This window comes from Nocardioides faecalis, from assembly GCF_018388425.1.
GTDB classification, from domain to species: Bacteria; Actinomycetota; Actinomycetes; order Propionibacteriales; family Nocardioidaceae; genus Nocardioides; species Nocardioides faecalis.
Map to the genome: position 1 here is coordinate 2,984,978 of NZ_CP074406.1, position 25,744 is coordinate 3,010,721.

Annotated in this window: 31 protein-coding genes; 4 read left to right on the forward strand and 27 right to left on the reverse strand. The window is 69.2% G+C overall.

The features are described from left to right. The 3 genes from KG111_RS14025 to KG111_RS14035 all read right to left on the reverse strand — a co-directional run bounded on the left by KG111_RS14025 (nt 1) and on the right by KG111_RS14035 (nt 2,890). Nucleotides 1–462 (reverse strand): helix-turn-helix domain-containing protein, encoded by a 462-nt coding sequence (locus KG111_RS14025; protein ID WP_205290912.1) that lies wholly within the window; start codon nt 460–462, stop codon nt 1–3. 603 nt (nt 463–1,065) lie between these two features. Next, nucleotides 1,066–1,500, reverse strand: coding sequence for a hemerythrin domain-containing protein (locus KG111_RS14030; protein WP_240195543.1), 435 nt, complete (start codon nt 1,498–1,500; stop codon nt 1,066–1,068). A gap of 109 nt (nt 1,501–1,609) precedes the next feature. Then, the gene (locus tag KG111_RS14035; RefSeq protein ID WP_205290913.1) at nt 1,610–2,890 is read right to left on the reverse strand and encodes an IS256 family transposase; all 1,281 of its coding nucleotides are present in this window, start codon (nt 2,888–2,890) and stop codon (nt 1,610–1,612) included. An 824-nt stretch (nt 2,891–3,714) separates the two neighbouring features. On the opposite strand from KG111_RS14035, the gene KG111_RS14040 reads away from it, so the two are divergent. Together KG111_RS14040 and KG111_RS14045 are read left to right on the forward strand one after the other, a co-directional pair. After that, nucleotides 3,715–3,945 (forward strand): hypothetical protein, encoded by a 231-nt coding sequence (locus KG111_RS14040; protein WP_139071059.1) that lies wholly within the window; start codon nt 3,715–3,717, stop codon nt 3,943–3,945. Nucleotides 3,946–3,947: 2 nt separating this feature from the next. Beyond that, on the forward strand, nt 3,948–4,979 hold the full coding sequence (locus KG111_RS14045) for a serine hydrolase domain-containing protein (RefSeq protein ID WP_171896708.1): 1,032 nt from the start codon (nt 3,948–3,950) through the stop codon (nt 4,977–4,979). Between the two features lie 179 nt (nt 4,980–5,158). On the opposite strand, the gene ychF is transcribed toward KG111_RS14045, so the two are convergent. Continuing rightward, nucleotides 5,159–6,232 (reverse strand): redox-regulated ATPase YchF, encoded by a 1,074-nt coding sequence (gene ychF / locus KG111_RS14050; protein WP_205290914.1) that lies wholly within the window; start codon nt 6,230–6,232, stop codon nt 5,159–5,161. Between the two features lie 130 nt (nt 6,233–6,362). Between ychF and KG111_RS14055 the strand changes: the two genes are divergently transcribed. Both KG111_RS14055 and KG111_RS14060 read left to right on the forward strand, forming a co-directional pair. Then, nucleotides 6,363–7,154: an exodeoxyribonuclease III gene (locus tag KG111_RS14055; RefSeq protein WP_205290915.1), complete on the forward strand. Its 792-nt coding sequence runs from the start codon at nt 6,363–6,365 to the stop codon at nt 7,152–7,154. 59 nt (nt 7,155–7,213) lie between these two features. Further along, the gene (locus KG111_RS14060; protein ID WP_205290916.1) at nt 7,214–7,702 is read left to right on the forward strand and encodes a DUF6542 domain-containing protein; all 489 of its coding nucleotides are present in this window, start codon (nt 7,214–7,216) and stop codon (nt 7,700–7,702) included. On the opposite strand, the gene KG111_RS14065 is transcribed toward KG111_RS14060, so the two are convergent. The 23 genes from KG111_RS14065 to KG111_RS14175 form a co-directional block, all read right to left on the reverse strand. Further along, nucleotides 7,662–8,282 (reverse strand): L-threonylcarbamoyladenylate synthase, encoded by a 621-nt coding sequence (locus tag KG111_RS14065; RefSeq protein ID WP_205290917.1) that lies wholly within the window; start codon nt 8,280–8,282, stop codon nt 7,662–7,664. The two genes, KG111_RS14060 and KG111_RS14065, sit on opposite strands and share 41 nt — an antisense overlap. 12 nt (nt 8,283–8,294) lie before the next feature. After that, entirely contained in the window at nt 8,295–9,293 is a 999-nt protein-coding gene (locus KG111_RS14070) for a 4-hydroxy-3-methylbut-2-enyl diphosphate reductase (RefSeq protein ID WP_205290918.1), read from the reverse strand. A gap of 132 nt (nt 9,294–9,425) precedes the next feature. Further along, the gene (gene rplQ, locus KG111_RS14075) at nt 9,426–10,016 is read right to left on the reverse strand and encodes a 50S ribosomal protein L17 (protein WP_205290919.1); all 591 of its coding nucleotides are present in this window, start codon (nt 10,014–10,016) and stop codon (nt 9,426–9,428) included. Nucleotides 10,017–10,108: 92 nt separating this feature from the next. After that, on the reverse strand, nt 10,109–11,131 hold the full coding sequence (locus KG111_RS14080) for a DNA-directed RNA polymerase subunit alpha (RefSeq protein WP_205290920.1): 1,023 nt from the start codon (nt 11,129–11,131) through the stop codon (nt 10,109–10,111). A gap of 131 nt (nt 11,132–11,262) precedes the next feature. Next, nucleotides 11,263–11,871 carry a 30S ribosomal protein S4 gene (gene rpsD / locus KG111_RS14085; RefSeq protein WP_205290921.1) on the reverse strand — a complete coding sequence of 203 codons (609 nt, stop codon included), beginning with the start codon at nt 11,869–11,871 and terminating at the stop codon, nt 11,263–11,265. A 24-nt stretch (nt 11,872–11,895) separates the two neighbouring features. Further along, nucleotides 11,896–12,297, reverse strand: a complete 402-nt coding sequence (rpsK, locus tag KG111_RS14090; protein ID WP_038681087.1) for a 30S ribosomal protein S11 — start codon at nt 12,295–12,297, stop codon at nt 11,896–11,898. An 82-nt stretch (nt 12,298–12,379) separates the two neighbouring features. Then, nucleotides 12,380–12,754, reverse strand: a complete 375-nt coding sequence (gene rpsM / locus KG111_RS14095; RefSeq protein ID WP_205290922.1) for a 30S ribosomal protein S13 — start codon at nt 12,752–12,754, stop codon at nt 12,380–12,382. A gap of 190 nt (nt 12,755–12,944) precedes the next feature. Then, nucleotides 12,945–13,058 carry a 50S ribosomal protein L36 gene (gene rpmJ, locus KG111_RS14100; protein ID WP_004008316.1) on the reverse strand — a complete coding sequence of 38 codons (114 nt, stop codon included), beginning with the start codon at nt 13,056–13,058 and terminating at the stop codon, nt 12,945–12,947. Between the two features lie 44 nt (nt 13,059–13,102). Further along, nucleotides 13,103–13,324, reverse strand: a complete 222-nt coding sequence (gene infA / locus KG111_RS14105) for a translation initiation factor IF-1 (protein WP_028656368.1) — start codon at nt 13,322–13,324, stop codon at nt 13,103–13,105. A 268-nt stretch (nt 13,325–13,592) separates the two neighbouring features. Further along, nucleotides 13,593–14,654 carry an LLM class flavin-dependent oxidoreductase gene (locus tag KG111_RS14110; RefSeq protein WP_205290923.1) on the reverse strand — a complete coding sequence of 354 codons (1,062 nt, stop codon included), beginning with the start codon at nt 14,652–14,654 and terminating at the stop codon, nt 13,593–13,595. 72 nt (nt 14,655–14,726) lie between these two features. Next, nucleotides 14,727–17,216: an FHA domain-containing protein gene (locus KG111_RS14115; RefSeq protein WP_205290924.1), complete on the reverse strand. Its 2,490-nt coding sequence runs from the start codon at nt 17,214–17,216 to the stop codon at nt 14,727–14,729. A 72-nt stretch (nt 17,217–17,288) separates the two neighbouring features. After that, nucleotides 17,289–18,404 (reverse strand): TerC family protein, encoded by a 1,116-nt coding sequence (locus KG111_RS14120; protein WP_205290925.1) that lies wholly within the window; start codon nt 18,402–18,404, stop codon nt 17,289–17,291. 295 nt (nt 18,405–18,699) lie between these two features. Then, a complete protein-coding gene (locus KG111_RS14125; RefSeq protein WP_205290926.1) occupies nt 18,700–19,875 on the reverse strand; it encodes an isochorismate synthase in 1,176 nt (391 codons plus the stop codon). A 103-nt stretch (nt 19,876–19,978) separates the two neighbouring features. Continuing rightward, the gene (gene map, locus KG111_RS14130) at nt 19,979–20,803 is read right to left on the reverse strand and encodes a type I methionyl aminopeptidase (RefSeq protein WP_205290927.1); all 825 of its coding nucleotides are present in this window, start codon (nt 20,801–20,803) and stop codon (nt 19,979–19,981) included. Between the two features lie 10 nt (nt 20,804–20,813). Further along, nucleotides 20,814–21,389: an adenylate kinase gene (locus KG111_RS14135; RefSeq protein ID WP_205290928.1), complete on the reverse strand. Its 576-nt coding sequence runs from the start codon at nt 21,387–21,389 to the stop codon at nt 20,814–20,816. Beyond that, nucleotides 21,386–22,690, reverse strand: a complete 1,305-nt coding sequence (gene secY, locus KG111_RS14140; RefSeq protein ID WP_205290929.1) for a preprotein translocase subunit SecY — start codon at nt 22,688–22,690, stop codon at nt 21,386–21,388. Before secY ends, KG111_RS14135 begins: the two co-directional genes overlap by 4 nt. A gap of 146 nt (nt 22,691–22,836) precedes the next feature. Then, complete coding sequence (gene rplO / locus KG111_RS14145) at nt 22,837–23,277, reverse strand: 50S ribosomal protein L15 (RefSeq protein WP_205290930.1); 441 nt, start codon at nt 23,275–23,277, stop codon at nt 22,837–22,839. Between the two features lie 2 nt (nt 23,278–23,279). Then, the gene (gene rpmD, locus KG111_RS14150) at nt 23,280–23,468 is read right to left on the reverse strand and encodes a 50S ribosomal protein L30 (RefSeq protein WP_205290931.1); all 189 of its coding nucleotides are present in this window, start codon (nt 23,466–23,468) and stop codon (nt 23,280–23,282) included. Further along, nucleotides 23,468–24,103, reverse strand: coding sequence for a 30S ribosomal protein S5 (gene rpsE / locus KG111_RS14155; protein ID WP_205290932.1), 636 nt, complete (start codon nt 24,101–24,103; stop codon nt 23,468–23,470). Before rpsE ends, rpmD begins: the two co-directional genes overlap by 1 nt. A gap of 26 nt (nt 24,104–24,129) precedes the next feature. Then, complete coding sequence (rplR, locus tag KG111_RS14160) at nt 24,130–24,513, reverse strand: 50S ribosomal protein L18 (RefSeq protein ID WP_205290933.1); 384 nt, start codon at nt 24,511–24,513, stop codon at nt 24,130–24,132. Between the two features lie 2 nt (nt 24,514–24,515). After that, nucleotides 24,516–25,055, reverse strand: coding sequence for a 50S ribosomal protein L6 (rplF, locus tag KG111_RS14165; RefSeq protein WP_205290934.1), 540 nt, complete (start codon nt 25,053–25,055; stop codon nt 24,516–24,518). A 25-nt stretch (nt 25,056–25,080) separates the two neighbouring features. After that, entirely contained in the window at nt 25,081–25,485 is a 405-nt protein-coding gene (gene rpsH / locus KG111_RS14170; RefSeq protein ID WP_205290935.1) for a 30S ribosomal protein S8, read from the reverse strand. A gap of 73 nt (nt 25,486–25,558) precedes the next feature. Then, nucleotides 25,559–25,744, reverse strand: a complete 186-nt coding sequence (locus KG111_RS14175) for a type Z 30S ribosomal protein S14 (RefSeq protein WP_011757321.1) — start codon at nt 25,742–25,744, stop codon at nt 25,559–25,561.

Genomic DNA, 25,744 nt, shown 5'->3' on the forward strand with positions numbered 1-25,744 from the left:
CTAAACAAGGAGCCTCCCGTTGCTGTAGGTGTCCGCCAGGTGCTGGATGAACGCCTTCTCGTGGTCGGTCAGCGTCTCCTGGTTGAGGTGTCGCCAGCCGCGCTCGTAGAGGTTGAGTGCCTCCGCCTCGGTGATGGTGGTGCCGGCGTCGGTCTGCCATGCCAGCGTGCGCAGCCCGGGGTAGTCGCCGACCGTGATCGTCGCCGGTTCTGCTGCTGGAGCGTCGAGGATCGGGACGACGAGGTGAAGTCCGAGTGCGGCGGCAACGTTGACGTAGGCGCCGATCGTGACCGAGGGGTTGCCCGCCTCGATCCTGTGCACGGTGACACGCGAAACGCCAGCAGCTTCGGCACAGGCGACTACGGTGACACCGAGCGCCTTTCGGCGTTCGCGCAGCCGGGCGCCTAGGCGTTCGAGGTCCGCCTGTTGCTCGGGGCTCGTATACGGGCTAGAGGCTGGCATGTTTCTCATTTTAGTCATTCGCTCCCTCGAGTCAATAATGAGAAACGCTTCACGCGCTCTCACGGTCCAGTGGACCCGCCCAGCGCGCCGTGCCCGCTGACGTCTCGTCCACGCGGAGCGAAGCCCCAGTGGTCCCGGTCGTGTCGACCGTGTCGCCATCGCCCATTCCGACCGTCTCGTGTAGCCGGATGGCGAAGCCCACTGCGCCGCCGGAGACACGCTCTGGGCTCGAGCTCACTATGAACCGCCCCGGGCAAGTCCGGAGACTCTGTTCCTTGGGAAGGATGGAGTCATGTCAGGGAGTACGTCGAAGAGGTACCCGGCCAAGCTGCGTGAGCGGGCGGTCCGGATGGTCGCTGAGATCCGCGCCGACCACGAGTCGGAGTGGGCCGAACCGCCCCGGCGTGTCAGCTACTTCGAGTCCGCAGCACTGGAAGCTGGAGTGGGCTTCACCGACTTGGTCAAGCGTCCAACGAGCAATAGTCAAGACCTGTGGATGGGCGCGTTGGGCGCTGGATGATCACCCTCCTGCCCTGGCCGGTGCCGCCGCAGGGCCAGATCGCGAGCGTCATAAGGGGCCGAAGACAGTGCGCACCTCCGCGTCTAGGTCGAGGTTGCGAGCACCGTCAGGAGTTGGCGTTCTTCGTAGCCGAAGTGGGACTCCATGATGGCTGCGATGCCCTCGAGGTGGCGGTCGAGCTCGGCTGGGCTGACGCTCTGTTCTACGGCCTCCTGCAGGCCACCCAGCAGATGGGCGATCATCAAGTGGTCCTGCTCGAGGTAGCGCAGCGTTTCTCGCAGGTGCGGGTGAGCGGCGGCGATCGCGGGAAACAACTCCCGGTCCTCGCCCTCGTGGTGCCTGGTCAAGGCCGTGCAGAACCCGTGGCAGAACAGCAGTAGGTCCCGGGTTGCTGTCTCTGCGGGGTCACCTTGGGCAACGGCCTCCCGCGTCACCCGCAGTGCTTCGCGCAGCCGATCGTGGACCCCGCGCATCTCTCTACTCCAGGCCACCAGCCTGGTCTTCTCGCCCTCAGTCATGTGAGGGCGAAGAGGTGAACGACATAATCGTCACCTTTCTTCGACTTCGACGCCTCCATGCCTGGCACGGTCTGCCACCAGCACGCGACGCTGCGCTCAGCCTACAGCGTCAGGCGACTTGCTGCCGGTCGCTCGATCCCTCGTCGGGTCGTTCGACGAGGACGCCCATCTCGAACTTTGCGCCGGCACGCACCAGCGCCACGAGATGAGGTGCGTTGACCGCACGCCATCTGGACTGGGCGGACTCGATGAGCTTGAACGCCATCGCGATCCCGGCCGCACGGGAGCCGGGTCCCTTGGTGACCCGCTGCCGCAACCGGACGGTCGCGAAGGTCGACTCGATCGGGTTCGTGGTGCGCAGGTGGATCCAGTGCTCGGCCGGGTAGTCATAGAACGCCAGCAGAACGTCGAGGTCGTCGGTGATCTTCGCCGCGGCCTTGGGCCACTTGACCCCGTAGTCGGCTGCGAACGCCCGCGCGGCGGCCATCGCGTGGTCCTTGTCCTCGGCGTTCCAGATCTCGGCCAGTGCGGCCTTCGCGCCCGGCTGGGCCGACTTCGGGAGCGCGTTGAGGACGTTCGCGATCTTGTGGAACCAGCAGCGCTGCTCGCGGGTCTCGGGGAACACGGTGCGGACCGCGGCCCAGAACCCCAGAGCCCCGTCGCCGACCGCGAGTACCGGGGCCCGCATCCCGCGGCGCTTGCACGAGCGCAGCAGGTCGGCCCAGGACTCGGTGGACTCGCGGTGGCCGTCGTCGAGAGCGATCAGTTCCTTCGTACCGTCGGCGCGGACGCCGATCATCACCAGCAGACAGACTTTGTCCTGCTGCAGGCGGACCTTGAGGTGGATCCCGTCGACCCACACGTAGACGTAGTCGGTGCCGGCCAGCGACCGCTTGTTGAACGCGGCCGCCTCGTCCTGCCAGTCCTTGGTCAGCCGGGTGATCGTGGCCGCAGACAGGCCGTGGCTCGTGCCAAGGAACTGCTCCAGCGCCGGGCCGAAGTCGCCGCTGGACAGGCCGTGCAGGTAGAGCAGCGGCAGCACCTCGGCCACCCGCGGGCTCTTCCGCGCCCAGGCCGGCAGGATCGCCGAGGCGAACCGTCGCCGCTCGCCGGTGGTCTCGTCGATGCGCTTGTCGTTGACCCGCGGCGCGCGCACCGGAATCGCGCCCGCTGCGGTGGTCATCTCCCGCGGGTCGTGGTGGCCGTTGCGGACCACCAACCGGTGACCGTTCTCATCGAGCTCGTCCTTGAATGCCTCGATGTAGGCGGCGACCTCGGCCTGCAGCGCAGCGGCGAGCATCTGCCGAGCGCCGTCGCGGACGATCTCGTCGAGCAGCGACCCACCGCTGACCTCGTTGGACGCCTCGGCGTCGTGAACTACCTTGAGCATGGACGTACCTTCCCGAGCCGGCGCGCCAACGCCGACCCTGATCCGAACTTGAGCATGGGCTTCGATCTTGCTCGGGAGGTACGTCCGCTTCACGTCACCTCGCCGAGCGCCATCCACAGGTTCTGATCATTGCTCGCGTCCAACACCCCGATTGGGGAGCGCGCGTGTTCCGAATGCCGGGACCGTTCGCGCCTGCCGAGGAGGTCAGCCACGTGATGGAGGAACTGTCGCACGCACTCGCGGCTGCCCAAACCTCCTGAGAGGTGCGTAATTGCTTCTTGCGGACTCAGTGCGGACCGCAGGGGTCCGCACCCTCTCTGAGCTGCGCTTTTGCGCCGATTCAGACGTTGAAGCGGAACGTTGACGACGGTTTCGGACTCTTCTCGAAACTGACCGAGAACGTGCTCTGACCTGCACGAACAGCACTTCGTTGAGTCTCGTCAACTGGCCATAGTTATGGTCTCCGGCCGTTCTGGTGAGGGCAGATTGAGGGCAGACGACCGCTGGTTCGCTCTTTAACTACCGTCAATTCTGCCGGTGGGAGGCACCGCGGCACCTATCCCTTGGGGCGAACGAAGTGCGCCCGCTGGGCGGCATGGTCGGGCGGATGCCCGCTGGGCGGAATGGTCGGGCAGAGCCCGTATGGCGGCCATGGAGTGCGTTCAGGAACCATCCGACCAGTTGGGAGCCCAGGCAACGAGTCGGTCAGCGAACCCGGCGGTGTGGTGGGGCGAGCGAATCGGGCGACCGCGGTAGAAGGATGTGCCGCTGCGGGCAGTCAACGTAAGTTGACGACCATAGAGAAGTCAACTAGAGTTGACCGCATGGCCGATGTTGATCTTGCATGGATCACCGAGCACACCGATCCCCTCCAAGCGTTGCGCGAAGCGACCGCGCTGCGCCGCCGACTGGAAGGACACGAAGAGGTCCTGGTCCACCGTGCCCGCGTGTCAGGGACCACGTGGGCGCAGATTGCCGAGGCGCTCGGCGTCTCGAAGCAAGCCGTCCACAAGAAGTACGGGGGCCGGCACCTGTTCGGCCGCACGGAGGCATGACGATGATCAACTCGCTCCTTGACGATCTGTCAGGACGAACAGCGCAACGACTCGGCGCTGGACAGCGTGGTGTCGTGGTGGTGGGTGCGCTGCACGGCAGGCAGTCCGCAGTGCACGGCGCAGATCCCGGCACGCAGTTCGAGATCGGTTCCATCACCAAGACGTTCACCGCGCTCGCCTTGGCCCAGCTCGCCGTGCGCGGCGTCGTGGGGCTGGACCAACCCCTGAGCGACCTCCTACCTCGTGACATCACGGCCCCCCAGCGCGGCGGCGAGGTCATCAGGCTGAGGCACCTGGCCTCCCACACTTCTGGGTTACCAAGGCTTCCCAAGGGGACCCTGCCACGGGGCCTGTTGCGAGCAGACCCCTACGCCGGATGCACCGGCGAGCTCCTGATGGACGGGTTGCGGCGCACCCGTTTGCGATCGGTGCCCGGCACCCGCTTCTGCTACTCCAACCTCGGCGCCGGCTTGCTCGGATTCGTCCTGGCACGCCACACCGAGACCGACTACGACTCGCTCGTCCAGGCCGAGATCTGCCGGCATCTGGGCATGACAGACACCCGCGTGGTCCTCGATCTCGAAGGCGCAGCCCGGTTGGCCCCCGGTCACTCCCGCACGGGACGACCACGCCCACCGTGGCACCTGGCCGCCCTCGCCGGTGCCGGCGGCCTTCACTCGACGGTTCCCGACCTGCTCAGGCTCGCGCGGGCCCACCTCGGCCCCGCCCCCGAAGAACTCGCCGAAGCGATCGCTCTCAACCGCACGACCGCGCACCGCATCAACGCACGAGCTGCGATCCATCCCGGCTGGATCGCAGCCAACCTGCCCCGCACCCAGCATCGAGTCATGTTCCACAGTGGCGGCACGGGTGGATATCGCAGCCTGCTGGCTATAGCCCCCGAACACGGCGCCGCAGTCGTGATCCTCAACGCCAACAACCGACCCGTGGATCGTCCCGGCCTCAAGCTGCTCGGGCAGATCATCGACTCCGGACCCGGATTCGGGTCCGATCCCGTCCCGGCCGCCGCCTGACCGACCTGACGTGGGTAGAGAGCTCGGCGAAGTAGCGACCGGTCGCAGTCGGCGGAGTCAGCCAACGGATCCCGCGCATTCACGTGCTCCCGCCCTGCGGCGCACGACTCCGGATGCAACGGATGATCGCCTCAACTAACCGACGCCGATCGTGGGCGGCCGGGGTCAAGCGCACGGCTTTACACGTTGAAGCGGAACTCCACGACGTCGCCGTCGGCCATGACGTAGTCCTTGCCCTCCATGCGGACCTTGCCGGCCTCCTTGGCCTTGCCCATGGTGCCCGCTGCGACGAGGTCGTCGAAGGAGACGATCTCGGCCTTGATGAAGCCCTTCTGGAAGTCGGTGTGGATCACGCCGGCGGCCTCGGGCGCGGTGGCGCCCTTGGGGATCGTCCAGGCGCGGGTCTCCTTGGGGCCGGCGGTCAGGTAGGTCTGCAGGCCGAGGGTGTCGAAGCCGACCCGGGCCAGCACCTCGAGGCCGGGCTCGGTGACGCCGGCCTCGGCGAGGAACTCGGCGGCCTCCTCGTCGTCGAGCTCGATCAGCTCGGACTCGAACTTGGCGTCGAGGAAGATCGCCTCGGCGGGCGCGACCAGCTCGCGCATCTTCGCCTTGAGGTCCTCGTCGTGCAGCTCCTCGGAGTCGCAGTTGAAGACGTAGATGAACGGCTTGGCGGTGAGCAGCGAGAGCTCGCGCAGCAGGGCCCGGTCGATCGCGGTGGCGATGATCGGCGTACCGGCCTCGAGCGCCTCCTTGGCCGCCCTGACGGCCTCCAGGTTGGCGAGGAGCTCCTTGTTCTTGCGCGACTCCTTCTCGAGCCGCACGACCGCCTTCTCGACCGTCTCCAGGTCGGCGAGGATCAGCTCGGTCTGGATCGTCGAGATGTCGTTGCCGGGGTTGACCTCGCCGTCGACGTGGGTGACGTCCTCGTCGCGGAAGACGCGGGTGACCTGGCAGATCGCGGCGGACTCACGGATGTGGGCGAGGAACTTGTTGCCCAGGCCCTCGCCCTGCGAGGCGCCGCGCACGATGCCGGCGATGTCCACGAACTCCACGGTGGCCGGGAGGATCCGCTCGGAGCCGAAGATCTCGGCGAGCTTGGCCAGGCGGGCGTCCGGCACCCCCACCACGCCCACGTTGGGCTCGATGGTGGCGAACGGGTAGTTCGCCGCGAGGACGTCGTTCTTGGTCAACGCGTTGAAGAGCGTCGACTTGCCTGCGTTGGGGAGACCGACGATGCCGATGGTGAGTGCCACGAGCGGTGAGTCTATGGGCGTACGACGAGGCGACCCGAATCAACGGACGGGGATCCGCTCGATCCGGCGCACGGATCACCGGCTGCACGAATGTGAGTCGACCGCGGCCCACGCACTAGCCTCGTGCCCCGTGCGGATCGCGACCTGGAACGTCAACTCCCTGCGCTCACGGATCGACCGGGTCGAGGCCTTCCTCGAGCGGCACGACGTCGACGTGCTTGCCGTGCAGGAGACCAAGGCCCGCGAGGACCAGCTCCCGCTGATGGGCCTGCAGGCCCGTGGCTACGAGGTCGCCGCCCACGGCCTGAACCAGTGGAACGGCGTCGCGCTGTTCAGCCGGGTCGGCCTGAGCGACGTCACCGTCGGCTTCCCCGATCAGCCGGGCTTCGGTGAGCCGCTCGCCCCCGAGGCGCGCGCCCTGGGCGCGATCTGCGGCGGCGTGCGGGTGTGGAGCCTCTACGTGCCCAACGGCCGCAAGCCCGAGGACCCGCACTACGTCTACAAGCTCGAGTGGTTGGCGCGGCTGCGCGAGGCCGCCGGCGCCTGGCTGGCCGACGACACCGTGCCCACCGCGCTGGTCGGCGACTGGAACATCTGCCCCACCGACGACGACGTCTTCGACGTCAAGCAGTTCCGCAATTCCACCCACGTGACGCCCCCGGAGCGCGCGGCGTTCCAGGCGTTCCTGGACGACGGCTGGGCCGAGGTCACCCGCGCCCACGCGCCGGGCTACACCTACTTCGACTACTACCGGCAGCGGTTCGAGCGCGACCGCGGCCTGAAGATCGACTTCGTGCTCGGCTCCCCCACCCTGGCCGCCCGGGTCACCGGGGCGTTCATCGACCGCGACGAGCGCGACCCGTCCGTCTTCCCCGGGGCCCCCTCCGACCACGCACCCGTCGTGGTCGACCTCGCCGACTGAGCCGGAGCCGTACGGCGCGCCGCCCGGCCTCCGCGGGCCGCTCGGCCTAGCGTGCATCCGTGAGCAGCGCGCTGCACGAGCAACCCCCCACGCTCTGGGAGCAGGGCAGCCGCCCCTCGAGGGAGGTGGTGAGCCTGGCCGTCGCAGTGCTGCTCACCGCGACGGTCCTCGACCTGCTGCTCTCCGAGGGCCTCGGACTGTTCTTCGACCTGGTCTTCGTCACGGTCTGCGTGGGCGCGGCGCTGCGGGTGCGGCCCCACGACTTCTTCGACGTCGCCGCGCTGCCTCCCCTGGCGATGCTCGGCGTGGTGCTGCTGCTGGCGATCAGCCAGCCGGGCGCGGTCGCGCGCCCCGACGACGGGGTGGTGCAGGCGACGGTGTCCGGCATGGCCGGGCACGGCATCGCGCTGGGACTCGGCTACGCGGCCTGCCTGGCCCTGCTCGCCGTACGACGCCAGGTGCTGCGCCAGGTGGCGCTCAGGCAGAGCGGGCCCAGCCAGGACGGGCTCAGTCGAAGCGGTCCGGGTCTCCCGCCCCACGACGAATGACCTCGGGGTAGCCCTCGGACCAGTCGACGACCGTGGTCGGCTCGGCGGGGGTCTCCCCCGCCTCGACGACGATGTCGACGTCGTGGTCGAGGTCCTCCTTGATCTCCCAGCCCATGGTGCGCGGCTCGTCCTCGCCGGGCAGGATCAGCGAGCTGGACAGCAGCGGCTCGCCGAGCTTGTCCAGAATCGCCTGCACCACGATGTGGTCGGGGATCCGCACGCCCACCGTGCGCTTCTTGGGGTGCAGCAACCGGCGGGGAACCTCCGGGGTGCCGGGCAGGATGAACGTGTAGGGGCCCGGCGTGGCCGCCCGGATCGCGCGGAACGCGGCGTTGTCGACGTGCACGAGCTGGCCCAGCTGGCTGAAGTCGCGGCACACCAGCGTGAAGTGGTGTCGATCGTCGAGCCCGCGGATGCGCAGGATCCGGTCGCGGCCGTCGCGGTTGCCGACCCGGCAGCCCAGGGCGTAGCCGGAGTCCGTGGGGTAGGCGATCAGCGCGTCGTCGTGCAGCGCGTCGACGATCTGCTGCAGCATCCGCGGCTGCGGGTTGTCCGGGTGGACGTCGAGGTAGCGGGCCATCGCCGAGGTCCCTCAGACCCGGCCGGCGGCCTTCAGGTCGCGGTAGAGCTCCTTGGGCAGCGAGAACGCCAGGGTCTCCTCCGCGGTCTGCACGGCGCGCGCGTCGGGGTAGCCGCGCTCAGCGAGGTAGCCGAGCACCTGCTGCACCAGGTGGTCGGGCACCGAGGCGCCCGAGGTCACGCTGACGTTGCTCACGCCGTCCAGCCAGGACTCGTCCATCTCCGAGACGTCGTCGATGCGGTACGACGCCTTCGCGCCGGCCTCGAGGGCGACCTCGACCAGGCGCACCGAGTTCGACGAGTTCGCCGAGCCGACCACGATCACCAGGTCGGCGCCGGCGCCGATCTCCTTGACCGCCACCTGGCGGTTCTGGGTGGCGTAGCAGATGTCGTCGCTGGGCGGGTCCTCGAGCTGCGGGAACTTGGCCCGCAGCCGCCGGACGGTCTCCATCGTCTCGTCGACGCTGAGCGTGGTCTGCGAGAGCCAGGCCAGCTTGGCGTCGACGGGGAACTCGAGGGCGTCGACGTCGTCGGGGTGCTCGACCAGGACGGTCTGCTGCGGCGCCTCGCCCGCGGTGCCCTCGACCTCCTCGTGGCCGGCGTGCCCGATCAGCAGGATCGTGTAGCCGTCGGCGGCGAACCGGACCGCCTCGCGGTGCACCTTGGTGACCAGCGGGCAGGTCGCGTCGATCGTCTTGAGGCTGCGTTCGGCGGCCTCGTGGTGCACGGCCGGGGAGACGCCGTGGGCGGAGAACACCACGGTCGCACCGGTCGGCACCTCGTCGAGCTCCTCGACGAAGATCGCGCCGCGGGCCTCGAGGTCGCTCACCACGTGCTTGTTGTGCACGATCTGCTTGCGGACGTAGACCGGGGCGCCATACAGGTCGAGGGCCTGCTCCACGGTGACCACCGCCCGGTCCACTCCGGCACAGTAGCCACGCGGGTCGGCGAGCAGCACCTCCCGCTCGCCCTCCTCGAGCAGTCGCGGGGTGCCCAGGTCGATGGTCGTCATGGCGGCCAGTCTACGGACGCGGCCGCGTGACCACGACTTGACGAGGGACCTCACCAGACACGGCCACGGACCCCGGGTACGACGAAGGCCCACCACCCGTGCGGGTGGTGGGCCTTCGCTGAGCGAGAGGGCTCAGGCCTTGTCGGCCTGGTCCGCCTCGTCGGCGTTGGACTCCGCCTCGGCGGTCTCCACGTCGGTCGCCTCGGTGGACAGCACCTCGGTGTCGCCGGCCTCGTTGGGCGCCTCGACCTCGGCCGGGGCGTCCTCGTCGGCCTTGGTGACCTCGGCGGCGGGAGCGTCCTCGACCGGGGCGGAGGCAGCCGGGGCGGCCTTCGGCGCGGACGGGATGAACTCCTCGGTGACCAGCTCGATCACGGCCATGGGCGCGTTGTCGCCCTGGCGCGGACCGATCTTGGTGATCCGGGTGTAGCCGCCGGGACGGTCGGCGAAGACCGGCGCGATGTCGGCGAACAGGGTGTGCACGACACCCTTGTCCCGGATGACCTTGAGGACCTCGCGGCGCTGGTGCAGCGGGTTCTCACCGGCGTGGGCCTTGCGGGCCTTGGTGATCAGCTTCTCGGCGTAGGGCCGCAGGGTGCGGGCCTTGGCCTCGGTGGTGGTGATCCGGCCGTGCTCGAACAGGGCCGTGGCCAGGTTCGCCAGGATGAGCCGCTGGTGGGCGGCGCTCCCGCCGTGGCGGGGACCCTTCTTGGGCTTGGGCATCTCGTTCTCTCTTTCCTGCCCGGCCGTGTCAGGTACCGGGTGCTAGGTCCGGCCGTGTCAGGTACCGGAAGGTTGATGTCCTTGCGGACGGATCAGAACTGCTCGTCCTCGACGAACGAGCCGTCCTCGTCCTCGTCCTCGGCCATGTTGGCCAGGGCGACGGCGGGGTCGAAGCCCGGGGCGCTGTCCTTGAGCGACAGACCCATCTCGTGCAGCTTGGCCTTGACCTCGTCGATGGACTTCGCACCGAAGTTGCGGATGTCCAGCAGGTCCTGCTCCGAGCGGCTGAGGAGCTCACCCACGGTGTGGATGCCCTCGCGCTTGAGGCAGTTGTAGGAGCGGACGGTCAGCTGCAGGTCCTCGACCGGGAGGGCGAGGTCGGCGGCGAGCTGCTCGTCGACGGGCGAGGGGCCGATGTCGATGCCCTCGGCCTCGACGTTGAGCTCACGGGCCAGGCCGAAGAGCTCGACCAGCGTCTTGCCCGCCGACGCGATGGCGTCGCGGGGCAGGATGGAGGGCTTGGTCTCGACGTCGATGACGAGCTTGTCGAAGTCGGTGCGCTGCTCGACACGGGTGGCCTCGACCTTGTAGGTCACCTTGAGGACCGGGCTGTAGATCGAGTCGACCGGGATCCGGCCGATCTCGTTGTCGGCGCCCTTGTTCTGCACGGCGGAGACGTAGCCGCGGCCACGCTCGACGACGAGCTCGAGCTCGAGCTTGCCGTTGTCGCCCAGGGTGGCGATCTTCAGGTCGGGGTTGTGCACCTCGACGCCGGCCGGGGGCGCGATGTCGGCACCGGTGACGTCGCCGGCACCCGACTTGCGCAGGTACATGGTGACCGGCTCGTCGTGCTCGGAGGACACGACGAGACCCTTGAGGTTCAGGATGATCTCGGTGACGTCCTCCTTGACACCGTCGATCGTCGAGAACTCGTGGAGCACGCCGTCGACCTTGATGCTGGTGACAGCGGCGCCGGGGATGGAGGACAGGAGGGTGCGACGCAGCGAGTTGCCGAGCGTGTAGCCGAAGCCGGGCTCGAGGGGCTCGATGACGAAGCGCGACCGGAACTGGTCGACGGTCTCCTCCGACAGGGTGGGGCGCTGTGCGATGAGCACTGGTTTCGTTCCTTTCCGGGCCGACCGCTATATGAGGACCCAGATGTGGTGCGGAAAAGGAAGAGGTACTGCAGGGGCCGGACACCGGCCCGTGACGCCTCTCGGAGCCACGGGCCAGCACCCGGCTTGGATCACTTCTTGGAGTAGTACTCCACGATCAGCTGCTCCTGGATGGGCAGGTCGATCTGCTCACGCACGGGGACCGAGTGCACGAGGATGCGCATCCGGTTCGGCAGCGCCTCGAGCCAGGCCGGGACGACCCGCTCGCCGTGGGTCTCACGGGCGACGATGAACGGCGTCATCTCGAGCGACTTCTCGCGCACGTCGATGATGTCGTACTGGGTCACCTGGAAGGACGGGATGTCGACCTTCCTGCCGTTGACCAGGAAGTGGCCGTGGCTGACCAGCTGGCGGGCGTGGCGCCGGGTCCGGGCGAAGCCGGCACGGTAGACCACGTTGTCCAGGCGGCACTCCAGGAGCTGGAGCAGGTTGTCGCCGGTCTTGCCCTGGCGACGAGCGGCCTCGACGTAGTAGCGGTGGAACTGCTTCTCGAGAACGCCGTACGTGTAGCGCGCCTTCTGCTTCTCCTGCAGCTGGTTGCGGTACTCGCTCTCCTTGATCCGCGCCCGGCCGTGCTGGCCGGGAGGGTAGGGGCGCTTCTCGAAGGCGGCGTCGCCGCCGACGAGGTCGACGCCGAGACGACGCGACTTCTTGGTCAGGGGTCCGGTGTAACGGGCCATGTCAGTTCTCCTTCAAGTCCGAAATCAGACGCGCCGGCGCTTCGGCGGGCGGCAGCCGTTGTGCGGGGCGGGGGTCACGTCCTGGATGGTGCCGACCTCGAGGCCGATCGCACCCAGCGAGCGGATCGCCGTCTCGCGGCCCGAGCCCGGGCCCTTGACGAAGACGTCGATCTTCTTCATGCCGTGCTCCATCGCCCGACGGCCAGCGGCCTCGGCGGCCATCTGAGCGGCGTACGGGGTGGACTTGCGGGAGCCCTTGAAGCCGACGGTGCCGGCAGAGGCCCACGAGATCACCGCACCGGTCGGGTCGGTGATCGTGACGATCGTGTTGTTGAACGTGCTCTTGATGTGGGCTTCGCCCTGAGCGACGTTCTTCTTCTCCTTGCGGCGCACCTTCTTGGCGCCCGCGCGAGCCTTGGGAGGCATTCGTTATCTCCTTGAGAAAGCTGGTCAGTGGTGAAGGATCAGTGCGACCCGACGGCTCGGCGAGCGAGCCTGTCGAGATCGGTCACTTGGCCTTCTTCTTGCCGGCAACCGTGCGCTTCGGGCCCTTGCGGGTGCGAGCGTTGGTCTTGGTGCGCTGACCGCGGACCGGAAGGCCCATGCGGTGGCGGCGACCCTGGTAGCTGCCGATCTCGATCTTGCGACGGATGTCGGCCTGGACCTCGCGACGGAGGTCACCCTCGATCTTGAAGTTCGCTTCGATCTCGTCGCGGAGCTTGACCAGCTCCTCGTCGCCCAGCTCGTGGACGCGGAGGTTCGGGTTGACCCCGGTGGCCTCCAGCAGCTGCTGGGCGCGGGTACGGCCGATGCCGTAGATGTAGGTGAGTGCGATCTCGATGCGCTTGTCGCGCGGGAGGTCGACTCCGACGAGGCGTGCCATGAAAGGCGTCTCCTTGATGTGCACGGTGGTGTGGTCGTGACGCGTCCGGGACTCGTGCCCAGCTCCGGCCATCCGCTCCGGAGGTGATTCGGCCCCAGCTCGTTGCCGAGCGGCGGGACCTAAGCGATCACGTTGATGAGGTGTTCAGTTGTGGCCCCGGAGGGCAGACGCCGGTCACGGCGCAGGGCGATCAGCCCTGGCGCTGCTTGTGGCGAGGGTTCTCGCAGATGACCATGACTCGGCCGTGGCGACGGATCACCTTGCACTTGTCACAGATCGGCTTCACGCTCGGGTTGACCTTCATGTCAGCCCTTCCTTGCTAGTGGCGGGAAGTGATGCCGGTGGGCGTCACTTGTATCGGTAGACGATCCGTCCCCGGGAGAGGTCATACGGCGAGAGCTCCACCACCACGCGGTCCTCGGGGAGGATCCGGATGTAGTGCTGACGCATCTTTCCGCTGATGTGGGCAAGGACCTTGTGGCCGTTGCTCAGCTCCACGCGGAACATGGCGTTGGGAAGGGCCTCCACGACGGAGCCCTCCATCTCGATGACGCCTTCCTTCTTTGCCATGTCTCACAATCTGCTCGGGTACGGGGATTCATCTACCGCCGGTCCGGGAACCTCTCTCCGCACCGCTGCAAGCAGCGGTTCGAGCGAGTGGACCTCGCGAGGCCGTGCACCACACACGCACCCACGTTGGACCGACACGCCAGTCTATAAGCGCCGGGCGGCCAGAACCCAATCCACGACGTCTCGCCCAGCTCCGGTGGGTGGGCCGGCGACGGGACCGGCGGCTGGGCCGGCGGCTGGGCCGGCAGTTGGGCCTGAGGGCCAGCGCTCAGCCGGCGAGCAGGCTCAGCGTCTGCACCCGACCGGGCGCGGTGCGCGGGTCGGCGCCCTCGTGGGCGCCACCGACCGGGTTGACCATGACCTCGTCGACGCCGTATGTCGCGGCGAGCTCGGCGAGGCGGCGCCGGGCGTCGTCCGGGGCCCCGATCACCCAGCGCCCGCGCATGGCGTCGACCAGGTCCCGGTGGGCCGGAGGCAGGTCGGCGGCGATCTTCTCCGCCTCCTCGACGGTGTGCTGGGCGGTGAGCGGGGCGCCGGTGCGCAGGGTCAGCATCATCAGCAGCTGCGGCAGGGCCTGGCGCTCGGCCTCCTCGGCGGTCTCCGCGACGGAGGCGTTGACGGTGAGGAAGGTGCGCGGCTCGGCGAGCTCGGGCGAGGGCTGGAAGGTGCTGCGGTAGAGAGCGAGCGCCTGCTCGGTGCCGGAGCGGGAGCCGGAGAAGTGGTGCGCGAAGACGTAGGGCAGCCCCTTGGTGGCGGCGAGGCGGGCCGAGTAGTCGGAGGATCCGAGCAGCCACAGCTGCGGCACCGACCGAGCCACCGGGGTCGCCTTGAGGACGTGCTGGCCGCCGCGCAGGGCGATGCCGACGCCGGAGGGCTCCATCATGGCGAGCACGTTGTCGACGTACTCGGGGAAGTGGTTGACCGCGTCCTCGCTGACGCCTCCCCCGCCGTGGCGCAGCGCCCAGCTGGTGACCGGGTCGCTGCCCGGCGCGCGACCGATGCCGAGGTCGATGCGTCCCGGGAACGCGGCCTCGAGCAGCGCGAACTGCTCGGCGACGACCAGCGGGGCGTGGTTGGGCAGCATCACGCCGCCGGATCCGACCCGGATCCGCTCGGTGGCCGAGGCGATGAGGCCGATGAGCAGCGGCGGGTTCGTGGCCGCCACCGCCGGCATGTTGTGGTGCTCGGCGATCCAGTAGCGGTGGTAGCCGAGCCGGTCGGCGGTCCGGGCCAGGGACAGGGACGCGGCCACGGCGTCGGCAGTGGCCTGGTCGCTGCGGACCGGGACGAGGTCGAGCACGGACAGACGAGGCAGGGCGGCGGAAGTCATCGACTGACTCAATGCCGCGCCGGCGCGCCGCATTCCCGGGCTGCGTGCGCAGCGCCGGGGCGCGGCGTCGGGTCAGGCGTCGCCGGTCGCGCTGCGCCGGGTGAGGAAGAGCCCGAGGCCCAGCGTGAAGAGGCACAGCAGGGCGAGGACCATCAGGTCCATCAGGTAGTGCCCGGCACCGGCGAGCGCGATCCAGTCCTCGTCGTCGGTGCCCTTGGTCACCTGGCCGAGGTCCATCGCCGAGGCCGACGCGGCGTAGCTCCACCGCGAGGGCGAGAGCCAGGCGATCTGCTCGAGCACCACCCGTCCGGCGATCTGGAACAGCGCGCCGGACAGCACCAGCTGCACCATGACCACCCCGACCAGGGCCGGCATGGTCTGCTCGGTGCTGGTGACCAGCGCGGAGAGCGCCAGTCCGAGCACCACCATGGTGAACGACAGGGCGGCGATCGCGATCGCGACCCGGAGCGTGCCGAGCTCACCGTCGGCGCCGGGCAGTCCGACGGTGGCCAGGAAGGTGACCACCAGGCCCTGCACGAACGCGGCGGCGCCCAGCACCAGCACCTTGCTGAGGAAGTAGAGGCCGGGTGAGAGCCCGACGGCGTACTCCCGCTGGAAGATGGGCCGCTCCCCCACCAGCTCGCGGACGGCCAGGGCGGTGCCCATCAGGCAGGCGGCGACGATGAGCACCGTGAGCCGCTGCTGCGGCTCCGCTGCCCCCTCGCCGGAGGCGAGCGCGTCGGCCACGGACAGGCCGTCGCTGCCGGGCACCAGCCGGCTCAGCCCGCCCAGGATCAACGGCAGCATCACCAGCATCCCGAGCAGCAGCCGGTCGGCGAGGACCACCGCCAGGTTGCGCTGCACCAGCGTGGAGAGCTGGCGCGTCGCGGACTGCCGCGGCGGTGCGGGCACCTGCGAGGCGTGCGACTGCGCCGGCACCGAGGAGGTGTCGACGGTGTGCTGCGGCGCCGGGATGCGGCGCCACAGGTCGGGCTCGTCCAGCAGGTCGAAGACCTCGGGGTAGCTCGACCGGCCGAAGTGGGCCAGCACGTCCGAGGGCGGACCGAAGTAGGCGATCTTGCCGCCCGGCGCCAGCACCAGGACGTTGTCGCACACGTCGAGCGCGAGCACGGAGTGGGTCACCACCATCACCACCCGGCCGTCGTCGGCCAGGGTCCGCAGCTGCTTCATCACCTCCAGGTCCAGGCCCGGGTCGAGGCCGGACGTCGGCTCGTCGAGGAAGAGCAGCGGCGGGGCGGTGAGCAGCTCGGTGGCGATCGAGACCCGCTTGCGCTGTCCGCCGGAGAGCTGGGTGCCGATCCGGTTGTCCATCCGCTCCACCAGCTGCAGCTGGCGGGCGACCTGGTCGACCCGGCCGTCACGCTCGGCGGCGCCGGTGTCGGGCGGCAGCCGGAGCTGGGCGGCGTACTTCAGGCCCTGACGCACCTTCAGCTGCGGGTGCAGGATGTCCTGCTGCGGCACCAGCCCGATCTGGAACCGGAGCTGGTCGTAGTGCTGGTAGAGGTCGTGGCCCTGCCAGATCACCCGGCCGTGGCTGGCCGGCTTCAGGCCGGTGAGCGCGCCGAGCAACGTCGACTTGCCGGCGCCCGAGGGACCGATCACCGCGGTCAGGCTGCGCGGCTCGAGCTTGAAGGAGATGTTCTCGATCAGCCGCTTGCCGCCCGCCACGACCTGGGTCAGGCCGTCGGCGTAGAGCGTGAACTCGTGCGCGGTGGCCGAGGCGACAAGCTGCTGGCCGTCCCAGCGGAAGGTCTGGTTGCCGAAGATGACCTCGGTGCCCACGACGAGCTGCACGGCGCCGACGACCCGGTGGCCGTTGACGAAGGTGCCGTTGAACGAGCCGAGGTCATGCAGCACCGCCGCGGTGGTGGCGGTCGGCGGGTCGAGGCGGGCGTGCTGCCGGCTGACCAGCGGGTCGTCGAGGACGATGTCGTTGGTCGCCTCCCGCCCGATCGTGAGCGGTCGCCCCGAGAGCAGGTGCTGGGGCAGCACGACGGAGTGGCCGTGCGGCAGCTGGCCCGGCGGCAGGACCCCGACCGGTCGCCAGGCGTCCACCGGTGCCCCGCTGGCCGGGAGCTGCGGCGGCGGCAGGTTGCGCCAGAACTCGCCGCTCTGCTCCGGCGCCGGGGGTGCCTGGGGTACCTGGGGCGCCGGCGTCGCCTGGGGCGCCGGGGGCTGCGGCGACCCGGCTGCGGCGGCCGGCGGGACGGGCTGGGCCGGCTGCGGGGCAAGGGCGGGACGTCCGTGGGCAACGGGCACCAGGCTCACCACCACCGACTCCCCCGCCGGACCGCCCAGGTTCAGGCTGACCGGCGCGCCCCCCAGCGGGACCCGGGTGATCCGCTGCCCGGCGACGAAGGTGCCGTTGCTGCTGGCGTCGATCACCACCCAGGCGCCGTGCTCCCTCTCGAGGAAGGCGTGGTGGCGCGACGCGCGGGCGTCGGTGACCGGTACGTCGCAGTCGAGCTCACGCCCGATGACCACCCGCGGGCCGTCGAAGGTCCGGGTCGAACCGGACCACTGCACCTGAACTCGGTCCACACCAGTCCTCGTGTCGTCTCGGGAGCAATCTGCCGGGACGACCCTAGTGGATCGCACCACCCCCGGCGGGGACTAGTTCCGCGGGTGGCCGCTGCGCTCGGATCCCTCGCCACCGTCCGTGGCGGCGTCCGCATCGTCGGCGTCGGCGTCGGCCGGCGCGACGGCGGTGACCCCGGGGTCGGTCTCGGTGACCGCGGCCTCCTGGGCGGGTGGGCCGCCGGCCCGGTTCGAGGCCCACAGGCTCGCCACCGCGGTGACGACCAGGGTGACGAGGATGACGCCCAGGCTGAACAGCGAGGAGATCTCCGGCGCCGCCTTGACGTGCTCGCCGCCGTTGATGAAGGGCAGCTCGTTGACGTGCAGCGCGTGCAGAACCAGCTTCACCCCGATGAACGCGAGGATGAAGGCCAGGCCGAGCGAGAGGTAGACCAGCTTCTTGAGCAGCCCGCCGAGCAGGAAGTAGAGCTGGCGCAGCCCCATCAGGGCGAACACGTTCGCCGTGAAGACCAGGTACGGCTCCTGGGTGATGCCGAAGATCGCCGGGATCGAGTCCAGCGCGAACAGGATGTCGGTGACGCCGAGGGCGATGATGACGATCACGATCGGCGAGACGAAGCGGACGCCGTTCTCGCGGTACCAGAGCTTGAGGCCGTGGTAGGACTCGCCGACGTTGAGGTGCTTGCGGGCGAACGCGACGATCGCGTTGTCCTCGGGGTGCTCCTCCTCGTCTTCCCCGTACGACTTCACCAGCTTCACCGCCGTGTAGACGAGGAAGGCGCCGAAGAAGTAGAAGACCCAGCTGAAGTTCTCGATCAGGGCGTAGCCGAGCGCGATGAAGATCCCGCGGAAGATCAGCGCCAGCACGATGCCGACCAGCAGCGCCTCCTGCTGGTACTTGCGGGGCACCTTCAGCGCCGCCATCAAGATGATGAAGACGAACAGGTTGTCGATCGACAGCGAGTACTCCGTCAACCAGCCTGTGTAGAAGTCGATGCCGTACTGGTGGCCGTGGTGGAGCCACACGAAGACTCCGAAGGCGAGGGCGGCACCGACGTAGAAGGTGAGCGCGATCGCGCACTCCTTCATGGTCGGCTCGTGCGGGTTGCGTGCGATCACGACGACGTCGAAGAGCAGGACTCCGACGGTGGCAGCGATCGTGATGGCCCACTCGAGGGTGGTCACGTCCATGGATGCAGTCCTCTTCCAGAAGGATCAGGCGGTCGACAGCAGGACCGAGGTCTCTTCCGCCGCGTGCCGCAGGCGGCAGACGACCCACGGGACCGGACCGGACGAGGTCCGGTCGTGATGACGATCCCGCGGCGAAGGAGTACTCCCCTCGAAGCGTGGACCATCATCACACGCAACGAAAGGAGCGCCGGAACCGCCCCGCGTCGTGACACGCCCCGACGGTGCCCGTTCTGGACCGGATCAGCCGTCCGAAACCGCCGCGAGGCATCCTGTAGGTCCGATCAGGGCAGGCCGATCAGGGCAGGCCGGTGACCCGCGCCATGGTCGCGAGCTTGGCGCCGGTCTCACGGACCTCCGCCTCGGGCTCCGAGCCCGCGACGATGCCCGCGCCGGCGAAGAGCCGCAGCCTGGCCCCGTCGATGACGGCCGCCCGGATGGTCACCGCGAACTCACCGTCCCCGTCCGCGTCGACCCAGCCGACACAGCCGGCGAACCAGTCGCGCAGGTCGCCCTCGAGGTCGGCGATGACGGCGTTGGCTGCCGCCGTGGGCACCCCGCCGACGGCGGGCGTGGGATGCAGCAGCTGGGCGAGCCGCAGCGCGCTCGGGCCTGGCGAGCCCGGCGTCAGCCGGGCCCGGATCGGGGTCGCCAGGTGCCAGATGGTGTCGGTGGACATGAGCTCCGGGCTGGCCGGGTACTCGATCTCCTCGCACACGCCCTTGAGCGCGTGCACGATCGCCTCGACCACGAAGGCGTGCTCCGCGAGGTCCTTCGCGGACGTGCGCAACCCTTCCCCGCGGCGCCGGTCCTCAGCGGGGTCCGCCACGCGCGGCACCGACCCGGCCAGCGGCGTGCAGGTGATCGTGCGGCCCTCACGCCGTACGAGGAGCTCCGGGCTCGCCCCGACCAGGATGGGCCCGTCGGAGGGCAGGACACCGTCGCTCGCCGGCACCAGCGGGACGCTGAACACGTAGCGGCCGGGGCGGGTGCGCAGCAGGCGGTCGATGATCTCGCCCGGCACCAGGGGCGGCGTGCTGAGGACGTCGAGGCACCGGCCGAGCACCACCTTGTACAGCGAACCGTCGGCGATCTTGTCCAACGCCGCCCGCACCATCTCCGCGTACTGCTCCGCGGTGGGGAACTCGGTGACCTGGTAGTCACGCGGCACCTCGACGGCGTCGGCGGGCGGGCGCAGCGCGTGCTCTGAGCCGGTGACCTGGTGCGCCAGGCCCGGGGCGCCCGCAGCGAACGACAGCGCGCACAGTGCTCGCTCGCCGGGCCCGAGCGCAGCGACGACGGCGTCGCCCCACTCGGCGTCCGCCCCGTCCGGGGTCTGCCAGGTCCGCAGCACCCGCTCGGCGACGAACGCCTCCTCGCCGGAGGCGAACAGCAGGGGCCGCGCGGCGAGCGCGGCCGGGGTGATCTCCGCCGGCACGCCGTCGAGGGAGGCGCTCGGGGGGCGGTCGGTCACTGCACTCTCCTGGCTTCGACAATCCTTCTTCGCAGCGTCACACGCCGCCTGCGCCGCGACAAGCCGGGGCCGTCCTGGCACCCCGACCGGCACCGCCGTGGCGCTAGTCCTCGCCGCCGTACGGCGCGCCGAGGGCCTCGAGGCGGGCGCGGCCGCCGTCCTCGGCGGTGAGCACCCACACCCCGCGCTCGGTGAGCGCGAAGGTGTGCTCGAAGTGCGCGGCCCAGGAGCCGTCGTCGGTGAGCACGGTCCAGTCGTCCTCGGCGAGCACGCTGTCGCAGGAGCCGAGGGAGATCATCGGCTCCACGGCCAGCGCGATCCCCTGCTTGAGCCGTGGTCCGCGACCGGCGCGGCCACGGTTGGGCACGTCCGGGTCCATGTGCATCGAGGTGCCGATGCCGTGACCGGTGTAGCCGTCCACGATGCCGTAGGCGCCCTGGCCGACCACGTAGGTCTCGACGGCGGCGGAGATGTCGCCGACGCGGCCGCCGACGCGGGCAGCGGCGAGCCCGCGCCACAGCGCCTCCTCGGTGACCCGCATCAGCTCGCGCACGTCGTCACGGACCTCGCCGACCGCCACCGTGATCGCAGCGTCGCCGTGCCAGCCGTCGACGATGGCGCCGCAGTCGATCGAGACGACGTCGCCCTCGGCGAGCACCCGGCCTCCGGGGATGCCGTGCACCACCGCGTCGTTGACGGAGGTGCAGATCGTCGCCGGGAACGGCGGCTCGCCGTAGCCCAGGAACGACGGCAGCGCCCCGGCGTCGCGGATGCTCTGCGCGGCGAGCGCGTCGAGCTCGGCGGTGCTCACCCCGGGGCGCACGGCGTCGCGGAGCAGCTCCAGCGTCCGGCCGACCACGAGTCCCGCGGCCCGCATGGCGCGAACCTGCTCGGGGGTCTTGATCTCGATCCGCTGGTCGAAGAACACCGGTTCCGGATCAGTCCTCGGTGCGGGCGTCGAGGGCGGCGAAGATCCGCCCCTGGACCTCGTCGATCTCGCCCATGCCGTCGACCGCCACGACCAGGCCGCGCTCGTCGTACACCGAGACCAGGGGCTCGGTCTCCTCGGCGTAGACCTCCAGGCGGCGCCGGATGACATCCTCGGTGTCGTCCGCACGGCCCTCGACCTCGGCGCGCTTGAGCAGACGCTCGACGATCGCCTCCCGGTCGACGGTCAGCACCAGCACGGCGTCGAGCTCGTGCCCGGCGTCGTTCAGCATGCCGTCGAGCTCGGCGACCTGCGCCAGCGTGCGCGGGTAGCCGTCGAGCAGGAAGCCGTCCGTCGCGTCACCGGCGGCGATGCGGTCGCGCACCATGTTGTTGGTGACCGAGTCCGGCACGTACTCGCCGGCGTCCATGTACCGCTTGGCCTCGACGCCGAGGGGGGTGCCCTGGGCGACGTTGGCGCGGAAGATGTCGCCGGTGGAGATGGCCGGGACACCGAAGTGCTCGGCGACGGCGGTGGCCTGGGTGCCCTTGCCGGCTCCCGGCGGGCCCATGATCAAAAACCTCAACGCAGGAATCCTTCGTAGTTGCGCTGCTGGAGCTGGCTCTCGATCTGCTTCACCGTGTCGAGCGCGACACCCACCATGATCAGGATGGAGGTGCCACCGAACGGGAAGTTCTGGCTGGCGTCGATCAGCACGAACGCGATCAGCGGTACGAGCGAGATCAGGCCGAGGTAGAGAGCGCCCGGCAGAGTGATCCGGGAAAGGACGTACGACAGGTAGTCCTGCGTCGGCTTGCCCGCCCGGATCCCGGGGATGAAGCCGCCGTACTTCTTCATGTTGTCGGACACCTCTTGCGGGTTGAAGGTGATCGACACGTAGAAGTAGGTGAAGAAGATGATGAGGCCGAAGTACACGGCCATGTGCACCGGGTGGCCCTGGTCGACGAGGTACTCGTTGACCCAGCGGATGATCCGGTTCGGGTCATCGGCGTTGAACTGGACCGCCATCGCCGGCAGGTAGAGCAGCGACGAGGCGAAGATGACCGGGATGATGCCGGCCTGGTTGACCTTGAGCGGGATGTACGTCGAGCTGCCGCCGAACATCTTGCGCCCGACCATGCGGCGCGCGTACTGCACCGGGATCCGGCGCTGCGCCTGCTCGATGAAGATGACCGCGGCGACCAGCACGAGTCCGATCGCGATCACGATGCTGAAGGTCCACCAACCCTGGCTGATCTTCACCTGCCACAGCGCGGCCGGGAAGGTCGCCACGACCTGGCAGAAGATCAGGATCGACATGCCGTTGCCGACACCGCGCTCGGTGATGAGCTCGCCGAGCCACATGATCACCGCGGTGCCCGCGGTCATCGTGATCACCATGACCAGGAAGGTCGTGGTGTCGTTGCTGTGCAACAGGTCGAGGTCGCAGCCCTGCAGCAGGGCGCCGGTGCGCGCGAGCGCGACGATGCCGGTCGCCTGCAGCACCGCGAGGCCGAGCGTCAGGTAGCGGGTGTACTGCGTGATCTTCGTCTGACCGGCCTGGCCCTCCTTCTTGAGGGCCTCCAGCCGCGGGATCACGACCACCAGCAGCTGCAGGATGATGCTCGCGGTGATGTACGGCATGATGCCCAGCGCGAAGATCGTCAGCTGGAGCAGCGCCCCACCGGAGAAGAGGTTGACGAGGCTGTAGAGACCGGCGTTGCTGCCGTCCTGCACCACATCGATGCACTTCTCGACGTTGGAGACATGCACGCCAGGGGCGGGGATCTGCGAACCGGCCCGGAAGATCACGACGATCAACAGCACGAACAGCAGCTTGCGCCGCAGGTCCGGGGTCCGGAAGGCGTTCACGAACGCGGTGAGCACTCAGGTCCTCTTTCTACTCCCTGGCCTCATGGCCAGCGGGAAGCCTAACAGCAGGCCCTCGCCTCCCGGCGGGGTGCGGGGACAAGCAAAGGGCGCGACGAGCCCTAGGCAGGTTGCCTAGGTCCGACGCGCCCTTTGCAGCGTCATCACAGGACCGTGACGGTCCCGCCGGCGCTCTCGATCTTCTCCTTGGCCGAGGCCGAGAAGGCCTCCGCGCTGACCGCGACCTTGACCGTCAGCTCACCCTGACCGAGCACCTTCACCGGGTGGCCCTTGCGGACCGCACCCTTGGCGACGAGCGTCTCGGGGGTGACGTCGCCACCCTCGGGGAACAGCGCGCTGATCTTGTCGAGGTTGACGACCTGGAAGGTCACCTTGAAGGGGTTGCGGAAGCCGCGAAGCTTCGGCAGCCGCATGTGGAGCGGCATCTGGCCACCCTCGAACGCGACCGGGACCTGGTACCGGGCCTTGGTTCCCTTGGTACCGCGGCCCGAGGTCTTGCCCTTGGAGCCCTCACCGCGACCCACGCGGGTCTTGGCGGTCTTGGCACCCGGCGCCGGGCGCAGGTGGTGCAACTTGAGCGTCATTGTCACTCGCCTCCGACGACCTCGACCGTCACCATGTGGCGGACGGTCTGGACCATGCCCCGGATCTCGGGACGGTCCTCCTTGATCACGACGTCGCCGATCCGCTTGAGGCCCAGGCTGCGCAGGGTCTCGCGCTGGTTGGCCTTGGCGCCGATCTTCGACTTGGTCTGCTTCACCTTCAGCTGTGCCATCAGGCCACCACCTCGGGGGTCTTGGACGCGGCCGCAGCGGCCTCGCCCGCGGCCTGCGCCTTGAGGAGCGCCGCCGGAGCGACGTCCTCGACGGGCAGCCCACGACGCGCGGCGACAGCCTCGGGCTGCTCCAGCATCTTCAGCGCCGTCACGGTCGCGTGCACGATGTTGATCTGGTTCGACGAGCCCAGCGACTTGCTGAGGACGTCGTGGATGCCGGCGCACTCCAGGACGGCGCGCACCGGTCCACCGGCGATGACACCGGTACCGGGGGCGGCCGGACGAAGGAAGACCACACCAGCGGCCTTCTCGCCCTGCACCGGGTGCGGGATCGTGCCCTGGATGCGGGGGACGCGGAAGAAGTTCTTCTTCGCCTCCTCGACACCCTTGGCGATCGCCGCGGGAACTTCCTTGGCCTTGCCGTAGCCGACACCGACCAGGCCGTCGCCGTCGCCCACGATCACGAGGGCGGTGAAGCTGAAGCGACGACCACCCTTCACGACCTTGGCGACGCGGTTGATGGCCACGACCCGCTCGACGTACTGGCTCTTGTCGGCGCCGCCACGGCCGCCGTCACGACCGCCACGGCCGCCACGGTCGCCGCCGGAACGCTGTCCGCGCTGGGCTCCGCTCATGATTTCTCCTCAGTCCTGTTCGCGTCTCAGAAGGTCAGGCCGCCCTCGCGGGCGCCGTCCGCAAGGGCCGCGATGCGACCGTGGTACTTGTTGCCGGACCGGTCGAAGACGACCGACTCCACGCCGGCCTGCTTGGCGCGGGCGGCGACAAGCTCGCCGACCTTCTTGGCCTTGGCGCTCTTGTCGCCGTCGAAGGCGCGCAGGTCGCCCTCGAGGGTCGAGGCAGAGGCCAGGGTCTTGCCGACCAGGTCGTCGACGACCTGGGCGGTGATGTGCTTGGACGACCGGGTGACCACCAGGCGGGGACGCTCGGCGGTTCCGGAGATCTTCTTGCGGCCGCGGATCTGACGGCGCAGGCGCGAGGACGCGCGAGCGGACAGGTTCCGCTGGTGCTTGAGGGTGATCGCCATGGTCACTTACCAGCCTTTCCGACCTTGCGGCGGACGTGCTCGCCGGAGTAACGAACACCCTTGCCCTTGTAGGGCTCGGGCTTGCGAAGCTTGCGGATGTTGGCGGCGACCTCGCCGACCAACTGCTTGTCGATGCCCTTCACGCCGAGCTTCGTCGGACCCTCCACCTCGAAGGTGATCCCCTCGGGAGCGTCGATGATGATCGGGTGCGAGTAGCCGAGCTGGAACTCCAGCTGGGTCGGGCCCTTCGACAGGACGCGGTAACCCACGCCCACGATCTCGAGCTTCTTCTCGTAGCCGTCGGTGACACCGATGACCATGTTGTTGATGAGCGTGCGGGACAGTCCGTGGTAGGCCCGGGACTGGCGCTCGTCGTCGGGGCGGATGACGTCCAGGACGCCCTCCCCCTTCTTGACGGTGATCGGGTCGATGACCGTGTGGCTCAGGGTGCCCTTGGGGCCCTTCACCGTGACGGTGGATCCGTCGATCTGGACGTCCACGCCGGCGGGGACCGGGACGGGGAGCTTGCCGATTCGCGACATTAGTTTCTCTCCTCTCTTTCCCTGGTCACCAGACGTAGGCGAGGACTTCCCCACCCACGCCCTTCTGGTTGGCCTGACGGTCCGTCAGGAGGCCCTGGCTCGTCGAGATGATCGCGACGCCGAGGCCGCCGAGCACCTTGGGCAGCCCGGTGTGCTTGGCGTACACCCGCAGGCCGGGCTTGCTGATGCGGCGCACGCCGGCGATCGAGCGCTCCCGGTTGCGGCCGTACTTCAGCGTGATCGTCAGCAGCTTGCCGACGCCGTTCTCGTTGTCGGCGACCTCGTAGGAGGTGATGTAACCCTCCTGCTTCAGGATGGCGGCGACGCCCTCCTTCAGCTTGCTGTACGGCATGGTCACCGCGTCGTGGTACGCCTGGTTGGCGTTGCGCAGACGCGTGAGCATGTCTGCGATCGGGTCAGTCATCGTCATGATGTGTTTCCTTCTGCTGTGGTTTCCGCACGCTCAGCGGCGGCGGACCTGCAACTTGTGTGATGTGGTCAGCTCACCAAGAGGACTTGGTGACGCCGGGCAGCTCGCCGCGGTGGGCCATCTCCCGCAGGCAGATCCGGCACAGGCCGAACTTGCGGTAGACCGCCTTCGGACGCCCGCACCGCTGGCAGCGGGTGTAGCCGCGCACCGCGAACTTGGGCTTGCGAGCGGCCTTCACCTTCAGAGCGGTCTTCGCCAT